This is a genomic window from Brackiella oedipodis DSM 13743, assembly GCF_000621025.1.
Taxonomy (GTDB): domain Bacteria; phylum Pseudomonadota; class Gammaproteobacteria; order Burkholderiales; family Burkholderiaceae_B; genus Oligella; species Oligella oedipodis.
Genome location: NZ_JHZJ01000010.1, coordinates 177,517 through 193,184 on the forward strand (window position 1 = coordinate 177,517; position 15,668 = coordinate 193,184).

At 47.1% G+C, this 15,668-nt stretch carries 10 protein-coding genes, 1 rRNA gene and 1 pseudogene; 1 reads left to right on the forward strand and 11 read right to left on the reverse strand.

From position 1 onward, the window contains the following. Positions 1-138: 138 nt before the first annotated feature. The 5 genes from Q335_RS0102320 to Q335_RS0102340 form a co-directional block, all read right to left on the reverse strand. The gene (locus Q335_RS0102320) at positions 139-1,212 is read right to left on the reverse strand and encodes a sulfate/molybdate ABC transporter ATP-binding protein (protein WP_028357255.1); all 1,074 of its coding nucleotides are present in this window, start codon (positions 1,210-1,212) and stop codon (positions 139-141) included. After that, the gene (gene cysW / locus Q335_RS08985) at positions 1,202-2,143 is read right to left on the reverse strand and encodes a sulfate ABC transporter permease subunit CysW (protein WP_084493509.1); all 942 of its coding nucleotides are present in this window, start codon (positions 2,141-2,143) and stop codon (positions 1,202-1,204) included. Before cysW ends, Q335_RS0102320 begins: the two co-directional genes overlap by 11 nt. Continuing rightward, complete coding sequence (gene cysT, locus Q335_RS0102330) at positions 2,140-3,006, reverse strand: sulfate ABC transporter permease subunit CysT (protein ID WP_028357256.1); 867 nt, start codon at positions 3,004-3,006, stop codon at positions 2,140-2,142. Before cysT ends, cysW begins: the two co-directional genes overlap by 4 nt. Positions 3,007-3,034: 28 nt before the next feature. Next, on the reverse strand, positions 3,035-4,048 hold the full coding sequence (locus tag Q335_RS0102335; protein ID WP_028357257.1) for a sulfate ABC transporter substrate-binding protein: 1,014 nt from the start codon (positions 4,046-4,048) through the stop codon (positions 3,035-3,037). Between the two features lie 139 nt (positions 4,049-4,187). Further along, complete coding sequence (locus Q335_RS0102340; protein ID WP_028357258.1) at positions 4,188-5,210, reverse strand: sulfate ABC transporter substrate-binding protein; 1,023 nt, start codon at positions 5,208-5,210, stop codon at positions 4,188-4,190. 337 nt (positions 5,211-5,547) lie between these two features. Here Q335_RS0102340 and Q335_RS0102345 point away from each other — a divergent pair, with 337 nt between their 5' ends. Further along, on the forward strand, positions 5,548-6,942 hold the full coding sequence (locus Q335_RS0102345) for a coniferyl aldehyde dehydrogenase (RefSeq protein WP_245588263.1): 1,395 nt from the start codon (positions 5,548-5,550) through the stop codon (positions 6,940-6,942). A gap of 87 nt (positions 6,943-7,029) precedes the next feature. Here Q335_RS0102345 and Q335_RS0102350 read toward each other — a convergent pair whose 3' ends face one another. The 6 genes and pseudogenes from Q335_RS0102350 to rrf all read right to left on the reverse strand — a co-directional run bounded on the left by Q335_RS0102350 (position 7,030) and on the right by rrf (position 15,490). Next, the gene (locus tag Q335_RS0102350; protein WP_028357260.1) at positions 7,030-8,796 is read right to left on the reverse strand and encodes a thiamine pyrophosphate-binding protein; all 1,767 of its coding nucleotides are present in this window, start codon (positions 8,794-8,796) and stop codon (positions 7,030-7,032) included. After that, positions 8,793-10,433 (reverse strand): FAD-binding dehydrogenase, encoded by a 1,641-nt coding sequence (locus Q335_RS0102355; RefSeq protein ID WP_028357261.1) that lies wholly within the window; start codon positions 10,431-10,433, stop codon positions 8,793-8,795. Before Q335_RS0102355 ends, Q335_RS0102350 begins: the two co-directional genes overlap by 4 nt. A gap of 34 nt (positions 10,434-10,467) precedes the next feature. Next, a complete protein-coding gene (locus tag Q335_RS10450) occupies positions 10,468-11,034 on the reverse strand; it encodes a GMC family oxidoreductase (RefSeq protein ID WP_425393503.1) in 567 nt (188 codons plus the stop codon). A 207-nt stretch (positions 11,035-11,241) separates the two neighbouring features. Next, positions 11,242-12,129: pseudogene (locus tag Q335_RS10455) on the reverse strand (GMC family oxidoreductase); the annotation flags it as partial. A gap of 234 nt (positions 12,130-12,363) precedes the next feature. Continuing rightward, positions 12,364-14,577: a TonB-dependent receptor gene (locus Q335_RS0102365; protein WP_028357262.1), complete on the reverse strand. Its 2,214-nt coding sequence runs from the start codon at positions 14,575-14,577 to the stop codon at positions 12,364-12,366. An 800-nt stretch (positions 14,578-15,377) separates the two neighbouring features. Further along, positions 15,378-15,490, reverse strand: a 5S ribosomal RNA gene (gene rrf / locus Q335_RS0102370). Positions 15,491-15,668: the final 178 nt, after the last annotated feature.

Consider the following 15,668-nt stretch of genomic DNA (forward strand, 5'->3'; position numbering starts at 1 on the left):
AACGCCAACACCCACAAAGGATGCTGGCGTTAGCCATGCATGCATGATGCATGGTGCTGCTTAAGCGCATTCAACAAAAGCCCCCGCGCTACAAGCATGAGCTCGGAGGCTTAGCAAGCGCTTGCCCTTAGGCTGCGCTTAGGCGGCTTCTTGAGCGTCAAACACGCTTAAGCGTCTGACACTTAAGTGCACAATTTCGCCCACCGCGTATTGCAATTGTTTTTGTTGGACACGACTAATCATTGTTTCTAGGCGTTGTCCTGTACTAGTATCTTTGACGGTAATGCGAATCCAAGGGCCCATATCTTGGATATGTTCGATAGGACCTGAAGCCAAGCTTGCTGTGGCAGGCTCTCGTTGTAACTGCCAATCATGGCTGCTCACATAAGCGACAGCTGAACCCTCTGGAGGGATATGACTTTGTTGACTTAAGTCATAGCTGAAGTTGCCGAAATGCCATTGATTGCGTTGCACTTGACCTTCGAATAAGCTGACATCCCCCATAAAGCGACTGACAAACGGCGATTGTGGCGCTTCATAAAAATCCGTGCCCGTGCCGATTTGTTCAATACGACCATGGTTCATCAAAACAATTTGATCAGAGATCTCGAGGGCTTCTTCTTGATCATGGGTCACCAAAATCGTGCTAATACCCATTTGTTGTTGAATCTGCGATAACCACTGACGCATATCCTTGCGTACTTTCGCATCTAATGCACCAAAAGGTTCATCTAAAAGTAATAACTTAGGATCGGTGGCCAATGCACGCGCTAAGGCGACCCGTTGACGTTGCCCACCAGACAATTGTGAAGGTAGTCGCTTGGCTAAATGCGGTAATTGGATGAGATCTAAGAGGCGATTGACCTTGGCGTTAATGGCTTCTTTGCTCGGTCTTTGTTTGCGGGGCAGCACACGCAAGCCAAAAGCAATGTTTTCAAAAACATTCAAATGCCGAAATAAGGCATAGTTCTGAAACATAAAACCAATGCCACGATTCTTCACGGGCACTTCGGTCACATCCTGTTCATTAAACAAAATATGCCCTGAATCAGCGTATTCTAGACCCGCAATTATGCGTAGCAAGGTGGTTTTACCACAACCCGAAGGTCCCAGTAAGGAGACTAATTGCCCTTCCGGTACGGTTAAATTAATATCCTTGAGCGCGGTGACATTAGCAAAAGACTTATTTAGATGTTGAATATTAATACTCATATTTCACTCCGGCTAATTGGTTGGCGCGAGACGGCTTAGTGGCACTGGCAGCCGCAGTGGCCGACTTAGGGCTTGTTTTTGTAAGCACTTGGGGGACTTTGTCCTGACGACGTTGCTGCAAGTAACTCAGCAGATTCTGCAACAATAAGGTAAAGAGCGCCAACATGGCTAATAAACTAGCCGCCGCGAAGGCGCCCACAATATTGTATTCATCGTAGGCAATTTCAATGAGTAGCGGCAACGTATTGGTTTGACCACGAATATGGCCAGAGACCACACTGACGGCACCGAACTCGCCCATGGCTCTTGCATTGGTTAGGATAATGCCATATAGCAAGGCCCAGCGAATGTTTGGTAGGGTCACCTTGCGGAACATTTGCCATGGTGAGGCTCCTAATACCAGAGCGGCTTGCTCATCAACATTGCCTTGGCTTTGCATCAGCGGGATTAACTCACGCGCCACAAAGGGAAAGGTCACAAACATGGTGGCCAAGACCATCCCAGGAACGGCAAAAATAATCTGCATTTGATGCGCCTCGAGCCAAGAGCCCAGCAGCGTATTCGTGCCAAAAACCAAAATAAACATTAAGCCAGCCACCACGGGAGAGACAGCAAAGGGCATATCTAACAAACCGCTAATAAATTGTTTGCCCCTAAAATCAAAATGTGTAATTAACCAAGCAATGGCCAAGCCCAATATGGCATTGATCGGCACCACAATAGCGGTGATTTTAAGGGTGAGCCAAATGGCAGATTGCGCTTCTGGATCCGTCAGCGACGCGACATACAAATCCCAGCCTTGTGCTAGTGCTTCGCTAAAGACCGCCAGCAAGGGGATAAACAACATAATGGTCAAAAACAAGACTGCAATTGCAATCAGCGTAATACGCAACCAACGTGGTTCAGTTCGAATAGAAGATACGGATTTCATGAGCGCCATCCTAGAATTTTTTTCTGGTATTTCCACTGCAACAAATTAATCAAAAATAAGATAGACATAGAAATCAACAACATGAATAAAGCAACAGCCGCTGCGCCTTGAACATCGAATTGCTCCAATTTAGAGGTAATTACGAGTGGTAAGATTTCGGTTTCAAACGGAATATTGCCAGCAATAAAAATAATCGATCCATATTCACCCGTGGCTCGAGCAAACATCATGCCAGCGCCCGTCAACATGGCCGGCAGCAACTCCGGCAGAATGACGCGACGTACCACCGTCGCACGATGTGCGCCCAGCGTTGCAGCCGCCTCTTCGAGTTCGGGTTGTAATTCTTGCAACACCGGTTGTACAGAACGCACCACAAAGGGCAAGCTCACCACCACCAAGGCAATCCAAATGCCTAAGCTCGTAAAGGCGATTTGGCGCGCGCCTATCAGGGATCCAATCCAGCCATCTTCGGCAAATAAGCCACCAATCCAACCGTTAGGGCCATAAATGGTGGCTAAGGCAATACCGGTCACCGCTGTCGGTAAGGCAAAGGGTAAATCTACAAAAGCATTGAGCAATTTACGTCCCGGAAACTCATAGCGCACTAAGACCCAAGCTAACAAAGTACCAAACACTAAGTTAGTCAAGGCCGCTAGAATCGACAGACGCAGGGTCAACCAGACGGCGCTTAAGACACGCGGATCGCTAATAATGTTCCAAAATCCCGTCCAGCCAATGCCTATGCTGCTCAACACCATCATGATGAAGGGCAAAAATATCAACACTGAGATACCAAAGATACTAATACCCAGGCTAATCCCAAAGCCTGGCAAAATAGGACGTGATTTTAGTAGTAAATTCATTGCCTTTCCTTACAACAATTACAAGGTCTTATTTGCGATGATCTATTTGATCGAAGAGACCACCGTCGGCAAAGACATTTTTCATGATATCTGGCCAACTACCAAACACATCTTCCGGTTTAAAGGTGTCAATCTTAGGAAAACGATCTTGGAATTGTTGGCGCACACTCTCAAGACTCGGTCTAAAGTAAAGTTGTGCCGCTAGTTTTTGCGCAGGCTCACTCCATAAATAATCGAGATACTCTTTGGAGACGGCTTGTGTGCCATTTTTGGCCGCGACGGCATCAACCACAGCGACGGGTGCCTCCGTCTGCACGGTATAAGATGGGTAAACCACCTCAAATTTGTCGTTACCAAACTGTTTCGCGGCCATTTGTGCTTCATTTTCTGGCGTAATCAACGCATCGCCAATTTGGCGCTGCACAAAGGTGGTCGTGGCTGCACGCGTACCACTATCGCGCACAGGTACTCGTTTTAGAACCTCATGCGTAAAGGCTTGCGCCTTTTCAGTGTCATTATTAAATTGCTTGAGGGCGGCGCCGTAAATCGCTAAGAAGGCATAGCGACCATTACCACTGCTTTTTGGATTCGCAAACACTACTTTTACATCGCCTTTGGCTAAGTCTTGCCAGTCTTTGATGCCTTTTGGATTACCTTTACGCACCAAAATAATCGTGGCACTGGTAAATGGCTCGGCATTGTCGGGGAATTTTTTGACCCAATCCTTTTCGACTAAGCCTTTATTGACCAATAGATTGATATCCGACCCCTGAGTCAAGGTCACCACATCCGCTTGTAGTCCATTAGCCACACTCAGGGCTTGTTTGCCAGCACCACCATGTGATTGCTCGATGGTGACCGTCTCGCCCTTGTGTTTGTCGGCGTAATATTTCGCAAACAAAGGGTTGTACTGCTTATAAAAATCGCGCGTCACGTCATAAGACACATTGAGGATACGATGCTGCTTTGCATCCTGTGCTAGCGCAGCCGCGCTCAATCCTAGACCTAAACCAAGGGTAAAAAATAATTTTTTTAGTCTCATATGCCACCTCTCTCTTTTAAGTAAAAAAAACAACCGCCATGAATTCGTGTTGTACTACTTAATAAAGCTTGTCGTTATTTATTATCAAAGCCCTATGCTTAAGGGTCGCCCTCCTCGCGACCGCTAGCGATTAGTATGTTTAGTGCTGGGCATTGCGGGCATCAATTTGGTCAAACACCCCGCCGTCACCAAAAATTTTGCTCATGATATCTGGCCAACTGCCAAATACCTCTCCTGCCTTAAATGTCTTCACTTCAGGAAAGCGATCCTTATATTGCAAGCGCACTTGCTCGACACTAGGCCGATAGTACAACTTAGCGCCTAAATTCTGTCCAGGCTCGCTCCACAAATACCTTAGATATTCTTTCGCGACGTCACTATTGCCTTTTTTTGCGGCCACCGCATCGACCACTGCCACAGGAATTTCGGTTTCTATGGTGTAGGATGGATAGATCAACTCGAATTGATTCTTACCAAATTGTTGTGCCGCCATCTGCGCCTCATTTTCGGGAGCGATGAGGGCGTCACCAATATGGCGTTGGATAAAGCTACTGGTCGCACCACGTCCACCACCATCACGCACCGGAATGCGTTTGAGTACTTCACTGGCAAATTCTTGCGCTTTATGGGAGTCGTTATCGAAACGTTTGAGGGCAGCTCCATAAATCGCCAAAAAAGCATAGCGGCCATTGCCACTGCTTTTTGGATTTGCAAACAGCACTTTGACATCGTCTTTAATCAGATCAGGCCAGTCGTGAATACCCTTTGGATTGCCCTTGCGTACCAAAATCACGGTTGGGCTGGTAAAGGCCAGCGCCTGGTTGGGCAATTTCTGGTGCCAATCCTTGTCGATTAAGCCTTTTTCGACCAATAAATTAATATCGGAGCTTTGGTTCATGGTCACCACATCCGCCTGCAAACCATTGGCCACACTCAAGGCTTGCTTACTTGAGCCACCATGCGATTGTTCTATGGTTACGGTTTCACCCTCATGAGCCTGGGCATAATGCTTGCTAAAGAGCGGATTATATTGGCGAAAAAAATCTCGAGTGACATCATAAGAGGCATTTAAAATACGATGTTGATGACTATCTTGCGCATTGACCGAAGCCATCATTCCTAAGCTCAGTCCCAGCGATAGTAATAGTTTGCTAAGTCTCATACCGTCAGCCTCTTAATTCTTTAAAGTTATAAGAAACCTATTCTATATAATCAAAAATAGTAAAAACTAATAATTAAATAAGGCTCAGTTATTAGTAAGCACTGTTTGTTCGCCGTTCTTGCGCTTAGCACACGTATCAACAATCGGCTCACGACCTCTTTTTTTGGGCAAAATAGGCCGCTGTCTGCCGTGCAGAATCGCACCGATTTAAGGGTTAGCTATGCTTTTTTTGGATTGCTTATGTCAGTAACATAGACAGTAGCTGTGCAGTTTATTTGAATGCTTTTTAGTTTACTGTTGCTGCGCCGAAGGCATGCAACCCAAAAAGGAGCACATAATGCAAGATCAAGACTTGAGCGCTAGTTTTGACAGGCTTTATCGATTGAGTCGCTTACACACAGAGGTTGACTGGGTCACTCGTAGAAAGCGTCTGCACAAACTCGAACAATTGGTCTATGAACAGCAGAACGAAATTGCCGATGCACTGATTCAAGACTTTGGTCACCGCAGTCGTGACGAGACGCTATTAATGGAGATCTTCCCCAGCTTAGTGGCAATTCGCCATGCGCTCAAACACGGCAAAAAATGGATGCGTGCGCGTCGAGTCCCTACAGCTTGGTGGTTTTTGCCCGCTAAGAATCGCATCCTGCCACAACCGCTGGGAGTCGTGGGCATTATTGTGCCTTGGAATTACCCCTTGATACTGGCTATCACGCCTTTGGTAGCGGCCTTTTGCGCTGGCAACCTGGCCATGCTCAAGCCCTCAGAATTTACACCCGCCTTTAGTGCCTGGCTCAAAGAGGCCGTGGCACAGTACTTTACAGAAGATGAGCTAGTCATCATAGAAGGTGAGGCAGAAACGGCCAAAGCCTTTACGCAATTGCCCTTTGATCATCTTTTGTTTACAGGTTCAACCGCTGTCGGCAAAATGGTCATGCAAGCAGCCGCGCAACACCTCACTCCTGTCACTCTGGAATTAGGTGGCAAATCACCTACCGTGATTTTAGAAGAGGTCGACTTAGATCGTGCTGTCGCGCGCATTATGACAGGCAAATTAGTCAATGCTGGACAAACATGCATTGCTCCAGACTACGTCCTACTCCCAGAGCGCTTGCAATCACAATTTATCCAAAAAGCCAAACAATGGGTTAATCAGCACTATCCTAACCTGCCAGACAATCCGGATTACACGCGCATCATCAACTCAAAACAATATCAACGCTTGCAACATTACCTAGAGGCACTCGACCCTAACCACATTCACCCGCTGAGTGACGCTCCGAATGACCCGCAAAAGCGCTTTATGGTGCCCACCATTGTGACCCCTTCAGATATGCAGCAGGCAATTATGCAAGAAGAGATTTTTGGCCCCTTACTGCCGTTAGTGACCTATGATCGAATTGAACATGCGCTTGAATTAATTAAACAGAGACCGCGTCCGCTCGCTTTATATGTCTTTGGCACTCAAGCTAAACATATTGATCATGTACTACAAAATACCGTCGCGGGTGGCGTGAGCGTCAATGACACTATTTTTCATGTGGCGCAAGAGGATTTACCTTTTGGTGGTGTCGGTTATTCTGGTATAGGGGCCTATCATGGTCAATTCGGTTTTGATCGGCTCTCACACCTAAAACCCGTGTTTTATCAACCCAAACTAAATGGCTTATCGCTACTGGCGCCGCCATACGGCAAGCGTTTCAGAACAATGATCAAAACCCTAATGAAATAGCTCAACAGGGGGCGCTACAGCCCCCTTTAGTCCTTTAGTGTTGAAGACAAACAGCGCTTAGCAGCCTTTAGTCATGCCGCTCTGAGGTTAAGTACCAAACAGTTTGCGCTTCAAAACACGTTTGATAAAGCGCAATTTTTGATCCCTAGGAAAACTCACAAAATTACTCATGGTAATGCCTTTCGTAAAGGCGGTTTTTTTGGAGTAATCAATCGCCACATCGACAATTACAGCCCGCCCCTGTGCGGCCAACCACTTGGCACTCTGGACTCGTACATAGAGCTCCTGCTCGTTCTGGATAGGCACATAGGCGGCGCCTGTGGCTTGAGCCACGCCTGCAAAATCCAAAGCAGATAATTGAGTGCAGGTCATTTTTTGGTAAGTGGTTTGTTGTGGCTGCGAAATTTGTGCTAAGCGCCCATCATTAAACACAAAAAATATCACACCCAAATGCCGGGCAGAGGCGGTGGCAATTTCCATACACGTCATCGCAAAACATCCATCTCCAACGATGGCGAATACCGTTCTCTCAGGATGCATGAGTTTGGCGCCAATGGCACCAGGTACGGCATACCCCATGGCATTGTAGTCTGTCGGACCAATGACCTGTCCCCCCACCCTGACTCGAAATAATTCAGCAGTCAAAAATGTATGATTGCCGTCATCCAATACAGTAATCGCATTGCCCGGTAGGATCTCATACAAGCAATCAAAAAAAGCTAAGGCTGGCACCCTACCATGACTGAGATGCCGCTGCCAACGGCGTCGATAGTGACGCTTGTCTTTGGCAATGGCTTGCCATAACGCGGGTCTGGCGGCGGGTAAACGCTGACTGTTATCGGCGTTAAGCCTTTGTATGAGCGCTTGTAGGACCTCTTTAGCATCCCCTTGGATACAAAACTGGGCCGCGTAGTTTGCTCCTAAGGCCGCGGCATCAATATCTATCTGTATATGCAGCGGCGGCATGTTGACTGCAAAACTACCGCTAGCGATTTCACTATAACGGGCGCCAACGGTAAGTACCGCCGTGGCCTTTTTAAAGGCATTGTGAGCCGCCGGTACCGCCGCTTGACTAAAACCAAAGCCGGTATGCCATTTAAAATCATAGGGCACCACTGATAGCCCCTGCAGAGTCGTCGCGATAGGGGCTTGTAAAAGCTCACATAAGGTCTGCAATTCTGCGCTCGCATGACGCGCCCCCCAGCCTGCAAAAATGGCCACTTGTTGAGTATTGAGTAGCGCCTCTATGATCTGCTGCAATACTTCTGGTGCAATGGGGGGATTGGCAGAGACTGGCTGTTGTCGACAAAACTGCTGATACGTCGGCACGCTCTGAATTTCTGTAGCGAAAAGCTGGAGGTTAACAGGGATTTCTACCAAAACCGGGCCCGGCAGGCCTTGAGTAGCTAGTTGATAGGCTTGATACAAGGTCGGTACCACATCTTGCATGCGTTCCACCAAAAAACCTTTTTTGGTGATTTCTTGTAATAGTCGCTGTTGGTTGACATCATGCAGCTTAAAGCGAAAAGACGTATCTCTTCGCACCCCACCGGTGATGACTAATAAGGGGATGCCCGCCAAAAATGCTTCACCAATAGCGCTGGCGGCATGTGTTAAACCCGCGGCAGGCACGGTTACCAGCACACCAATATTGCCGTTATGACTGACGCGACTCACTGCCTCCGCCAAAAACGCCCCACTTTGCTCATTAATCACCAAGATGGGTTCGATTTTCTTAGAGAGCGCTAACTCATCATATAACTCGGTATTATGCACCCCCGGGATACCAAAGGTATGTGTAATACCCAACTGTTCTAAGGCATAAACTGTCAATTGTGCTGCATTTTTTTTCATAGTGGAGCTCCCGCGATGGCCTGAGCCGCTCGTCTAGCCGTATAAATACACCCACCCAAAAAAGTACCTTCAAGGCTACGTAAACCGCTATAGCCCCCACCCCCAAATCCGGCCGCCTCGCCAATGGCATAGAGACCATTGATGGGTTCATGTCCTATCTGTCTACTCAACACCTGACTTTTGAGATTTGTCCGCAGCCCCCCTAGGGATTTACGACTAACAATAAATTGTCGAATCGCCACTAGAGGCATGGCTTTGCCGTCTAATATGGGTTGCATCTTGCAGACTCGTAAACGGTCACCACGCCAACGTCGCAAATGCATAACACGACGAATTTGTTCATCATTGATAAAACTCGTGCCTCGTCGCATGGCATCATCGTAATTTTTGACTGTATCTTGTAATTGTCGCGCTTCAATCTGCAGACCATATAAGGACTTTTGATTCATTTTGTCGACCAACTCGGACAAAGAATCCGCTAGCACCACGTCCTCACTATTTTGAGTGATTTGCTCGTACAACCAGTGATTGCCCAATAAAAAATCCTTTAGTAGGCTGAGTTTTTTACGATTGCGAATCGCTGGATTGAATTCCGCCCCAGAGATCGCCAATTCTTTGAGAAAAATTTTACGATTCATCAATTGCCAAGAATAGCCACCGGGCTGCTTGCAGATTTGTGTGACTAAATCCCGCGTGTCATAGCCCGAGACCAGCGGCATAGGCCCTATCCGCTCGCCTTTGGCATTGAGCCAAAGTGCCGTTTTGGGAGGAACGATAGATAAACCGTGTTGCGGTTTGCGCGGGTGCCAATGGTGAATACCAGCCGCGTAATTCCACATTTGCTGCAAACCGACCACCTGCGCACCATGCTCTTGGGCTGCCCAATGCAAAGTGCCATCAGCGTATTTATGGGCACCATTAAGGATTGTGGCCGGGGCCTGTCCCCAATCCTCATGCCAATGCGCACGCACCTGTGCTAGATCACCATTAATGCCACCGGCCGCGATGACGACGGCGTCCGCTTGCACGCTAAATTCTTGCGCCTGCTCCTGCACCACCCCAAAACAGCCATTGATCTGACCTGCACTTTTTTGCAAACCCTGAACCTGGTGATTAAACTGTAGTGTCACTCTATGCGCCTCAGGATGTGATTGAAGCACTTCGATCAGGCGACTAGCCAAGCGGTAACCCGTACCCCAAACCACGTGCCAACGCGGCACAGAATTACCATTGCCATAGACACCACGTTCCACCCATAAAGGTAAAGGTAAAAAACGAATACCCCTGGCTTTGAGCCACTCGTATAGGTATTCACGTGAATCATACAGATAGTGTTCGGCCCATTGCGCTGGCCAGTATTCGGCTTCTGGATCGCGGCCAAACTCACCAAAACGAAACCAATCACGCAAGGCCAGATCAGGATGGTCAGGAATCTTGTTTTTTTGTTGTTCAGGCGTATTCACCAGCAAAATACCCCCAAAACTTTCTTTGGCCAAGCCCCCAAAATTTTCTACCGTATCGCGATCGAGTATCAAGATCTGAGCGTTTTTACTGCAATCGAGCAGCTCTAAGGCACAAACAATCCCCGCAATGCCCCCACCGATAATCACCACATCAGTCTTATAATGTAATGCCATCGCTCTCTCCTTTTAAGATGGTCTTTGCTGCGCTTTACGCGGCTATTGCCACAAGAGGGTCATCAGAAGATGGGGGCGGCGAGGTTGGTTGTTGATGATAGTCTTTGAGGATCTTAGCAGACGCTACTTCAGCGATCATGACAGTGGGCGCATGGATATTGCTACCCGTAATGGTGGGCATCACCGACGCATCCACAATTCGGAGATTGGCGAGACCATGCACCTTAAGATCGGCATCTACTACAGCCATCGCCCCTTGCCCCATCGGACAAGTCCCCGCCGTGTGATAAACCGTTTCGACATTGTGCAAAATCCAATCCTTGATTTGTGCATCACTGCGAACCTTCGGTCCCGGCGCTTCTTCACCACCATTAAAAGGCGCCATGGCTTGAGCATTTAGGATTTGACGGGCAATTTTGACCCCCTTGACCAAGGCATTTAACTCCCGTTCTTTAGCAAAGTAATTCGCAATGATTTTGGGAGAGTCATAAGGATCGGCACTGCGCAACAGCACCTGCCCTCGGCTTTCGGGGCGCAAATGACACACATGTAAGACATAACCACTACGCCAGGATAAGAAACCCTTACCGTGTGGCCGCATGCGCACCGGAGCGAATTGCAGCTGCAAATCTGGAATCGCTACATTAGGATCAGATTTAATAAAACCACCACAATCGGTTAAGGTATAAACAAAGTTGCGTGAACTACGCATCTGCTTGAAGAACTTCCACATTCTGATGGCTGGCCGTGCCACAAAAGCGGTATTACTCTTGTCCTTATAACGCAAGATGACATCTGGATGATCTTGTAAATTTTCGCCGACGCCTGGTAAGTCTTTGATCAGTGGAATATTAAATTTTTGTAATTCGGCTTTGGGGCCAACGCCACTTAGCTTGAGCAACTGCGGCGTATTAATCACACCAGCACTGAGAATGACTTCGTGACGCGCCTTCAGCTGTTGTATTCCTACATCCTTATTATGAGTATTGATTTCGACACCTACCGCTTTTTGTCCATTAAATAAGACCCTTAGCACGCGTGTATTTGTCAGTACCGTGAGATTAGCGCGCTCTAGGGCTGCATCGAGAAAGCTGCGACTACTATTGGCGCGGCCACCTTCTGGGGTTTGTGTCACTTGAAAATACCCACACCCTTCTTGTTGAGCCCCATTAAAATCGTTATTTTCGGGGTAGCCCGTTTCCGTACACGCTTCTAGAAAAGCATCACTAGGTGCAAAATGATAATTGGTGTCGACCACATCCATACTGCCATCGGCACCATGAAGTTCACTTTTGCCTCGTTGTTGTTTTTGTGATTTGAGAAACCAAGGCAGTACCGACGCGAAATCCCAGCCCGTATTGCCAAGCTCGGCCCAATGGTCATAATCCCAAGCATGACCACGCGTATAAATCATGGCATTAATGGAGCTCGATCCCCCCAAGGCTCGACCGCGTGGCCAGAAAAACCGACGATTCCCAGTACGCGCCTGCGCTTCGGCTTGATACGCCCAATTGAGCTTTTTGCTCCGCATCAAAAAAAGCATATTGAAGGGATTACAACTGCGAATTAAGCGAGTCACTGTATCCGAAGGACCATCTTCGATTAAACACACTTTGATGCTGGGATTCTCAGACAGACGATTCGCCAACACACAACCTGCGGACCCCGCGCCGACAATAATATAGTCATACATCATTGATCTCCTGTCATATTTTTGTAATTATTTATTAACAGTATCACTACTTAATTTTTACAGGTATAAGTATTGTCCTTAGTGTGATTTAGGCGTATGACCTTCTGCTGCGTCTCACGGCTAGATTTTGTCCTGAGCCGTATCGGCTGCCACAGCTGTACAGCGGCTTTTTTAGAGCAAAAAAAACCAGTACCTAAGTACTGGTTTTGCGTTATTTAGTGGCTAACCGCTAGGGGCTTACCACTGCAGGCTAGCATTGAGACTAACACGACGACGATAACCATTATTTAAATACCCACTGCCTGGATAACCCCCGACAGAGGCCCAATAGCGTTTGTTAAGTAGATTTTCTACATTGACGCGAAGGGTCACATCATGCCCTTGGACGGGTACGACATAGCGGGCACCCGCATCCCATAAGGCAAAGCCAGCCACGCGCTTTTTGTTTTGATCATCAGCATAACGTCCACTCATCATATTGAGCGAAGTATTTAAGGTGAGTCCTTGTAAACGAGGCACATCCCACTCCAGATTTACCTTGCCTTGAGTACTTGGGATACCAATTTGACGATTGCCTTCACTTAGCGCACTACCCGTGCGTTTTTGTTTGGCATTCAAGAATGTCACTCCACCCAACACTCGCAAACCCTCTGTGATTTCACCCCACGTATTGAGTTCAACCCCTTGGTGCTTATTTTTGCCAGAAGAGGTAAAGACATTATCGGTGTTGTAATAGGCTCGTGGCTCTGAGGTATGGAAGTAGGCCACGCTGGCGCCTATAGTGCCATGATCATATTTAAGACCCACTTCTTTTTGACGTGAAACATAAGGATCGAGCATTTCATTGGCGTTTGGCACTGGACGATTATTGTTCATGCTAGACGCCGTCGCACCAGGGGCAAGATTTTCTATGTAGTTACCATAAATGGCCCATTCGGGTGTAAATTTAAAGGTCACCGTGGCCGCAGGACTCAGGCGACTATGGCGATAATGTCCCGTACCTGTCCCTTTATAATCAAAGGCTTGGGTATCTATTTGTTGCCAACGCGCACCCAACGTCACTAACAAATCATCCTCTAAGAAGCCGAAAGTATTCCCAAAAACAATACTCCGCAAAATCTCATGATTCGTTAAAATCGGATCATCGATGCTAGCACCCCGTAGCTCATTGCCGCTGAAAGCGACTTTATTGATTTTACGAGCCTCGTACATATTCACATCAAAGCTGTTGCCCCAATCCATGGCATAGCCATTTTTCGTTTTTAGATCAAAGAAATTGTACGCCAACACCCATTGATGACTTACTGCTCCAGTCATAAAATTGCCTTTGAGACCGGCCTCACCGGTTCGGACAAAATCGCGACGACCATTATCAAAACGATATTCCGTACCGTTACCGTGAACATCGGTAAGCGTGAGATTAGCTAGGGTATTTTCTTCGTGGCTATTGCGCATACCTAGGGCGGCATAAGCCGTGACATTATCGAGTAAGTCGAACTCACCACGAAGTGTGCCCCAGGTATCTCTTTCATCAGAAAACGTCCACGATTGAGCCCAGTTGGTTTTACCATTTGGTGCATCAGGAATATCGCTCAACGCAGCAATATCTACGTTAGGACGTGGTGCATCTAGATTGTCTTTTTGCCAACCAAAATCTGCAGACAAACGCACTCTTTCCCCACGCCAGTCGATACCTAAATTGACTAGGTCCACATGGCGTTTTTCGTCTTCGACACTGGTATGGCCTTCGTCATGGACGACGTTGAGGCGCACACCCAAGCGATCATCAGCAAAGCGCCGACTTAAATCCATAGAAAAATTACCGCGGTCGCCAGCGCCATAACCCGCAGAAAATAAAGCTAAGGGCTCTGTACCTGCACGCTTAGGCACCAAGTTAATAGTACCCCCAATATTGCCACCGCCTGGGGCCATACCGTTAAGAAAAGCCGAGGAACCACGTAGCAACTCAACGCGCTCGGCAATATTCGCAGAAATATACTGACGCGGCAAAATCCCATACAAACCGTTGTACAAAATATCGTCTGAGCCACTTACAAATCCGCGAATAAAGTAGGCATCCTGAAAGTTACCAAAACCACGTGCGACATTGACTGAAGCATCGTTTTTTAGGACATCCCCCACGCCTTCAGCCATTTTGTTACGAATAAACGTATCGGTATAAGCTGTCGTATTAAACGGTGTTTCGAGAATAGATCGATTACCTAAAACACCTAAACGGCTACCGTCAGCGACCATACCCCCCGTGTATTCATCTGTGAGACCGTTCTTGCTGGCATCAGCAGCCACCGTGACAGCAATCGCCTCCATGGTTTGCACATTGGCTGGGTTTGATTCAACTGCTGACGGTACCGTCACGCTTTGGGCATGGGCGATAGAAGTGCCAAAGCCGAGGGCTAAAGCCAGGCTTAATTGGGTGGGGGAGACTTTCATAATTAATACTTTTTAAAAATAGCTCAGTTAAAAATGATAGTGATAATAACACCTATTACTATTTGTAGCAAAATATGACTATATATAAAAAGTATTTTTTTATGTGAGTGTATAAAAATAAGTAAAAATACAACACAATGGTGTCTACAAAACAATAAATTGTCGCAACAACTAAGTGCCGCTAGCACATCACGAGTAAGCGCCAATGTGAGGGGTTGATCAGGAATAAGGGCTACTACGCTGGGTAGATAGTCGTGTGAGAACATCCAAAAACGCACTTAAGCGCAATCAAACGTTCGATCAAGAGGTGTAAAAGAAGGCACATAAAGCCTATCTCAGCGCTTGGCTATAAGCTGATATACGATATAGGCCTATTTAAAAGTATTTAAAAGTGATCAGGTGTGACGCTGATTAGCGCTGTCCTCAGTAACTTAGGTGAAAAAGCATCTAGAAAATAGAGCAAATAGATAAGCGATAGCCGTGTTTTTAGGCTACGCACTTTGCCTATCTTTATACAAGGTGTTATTTTGTAGATACCTTGTTAGGCGTATAGCCATGCAGTGATTGGCAAGCCTCACCGCCACTTAGCTGACTGCTTTGTGTGTTATCTTGTAATCGCAATCAAGGTATTACATTGCAAAGACTGATTAGATGACTTAGCTTTTTAGATTGTTTAGATTGCCTAGATTGCCTAGATTGCCTTAGATCACTTAGTTCGCTGTGCTGCTTGGCAGTGACTTGCTATATTTTTTAGGCAATAAAAAACCCCGTCTGTATAAGACGGGGTTTAGTAATAAATAGTCTGACGATGACCTACTTTCACGGGTGTCCACCAACTATCATCGGCGCAAAAGCGTTTCACGGTCCTGTTCGGGATGGGAAGGCGTGGGACCACTTTGCTATGGTCGTCAGACTTAAAGCTCGTATGGCTCAGTCTTTGAGCAATTAGAAAGAAGCACAACACTGATTGTGTTTGTAGTAGAACGTGTTGACGCACACGTTTGTTTGTTTCTTTGTTCAGCCTGATCAGTTATAGGATCAAGCCTCACGGGCAATTAGTATCGGTTAGCTCCACACATTGCTGTGCTTAT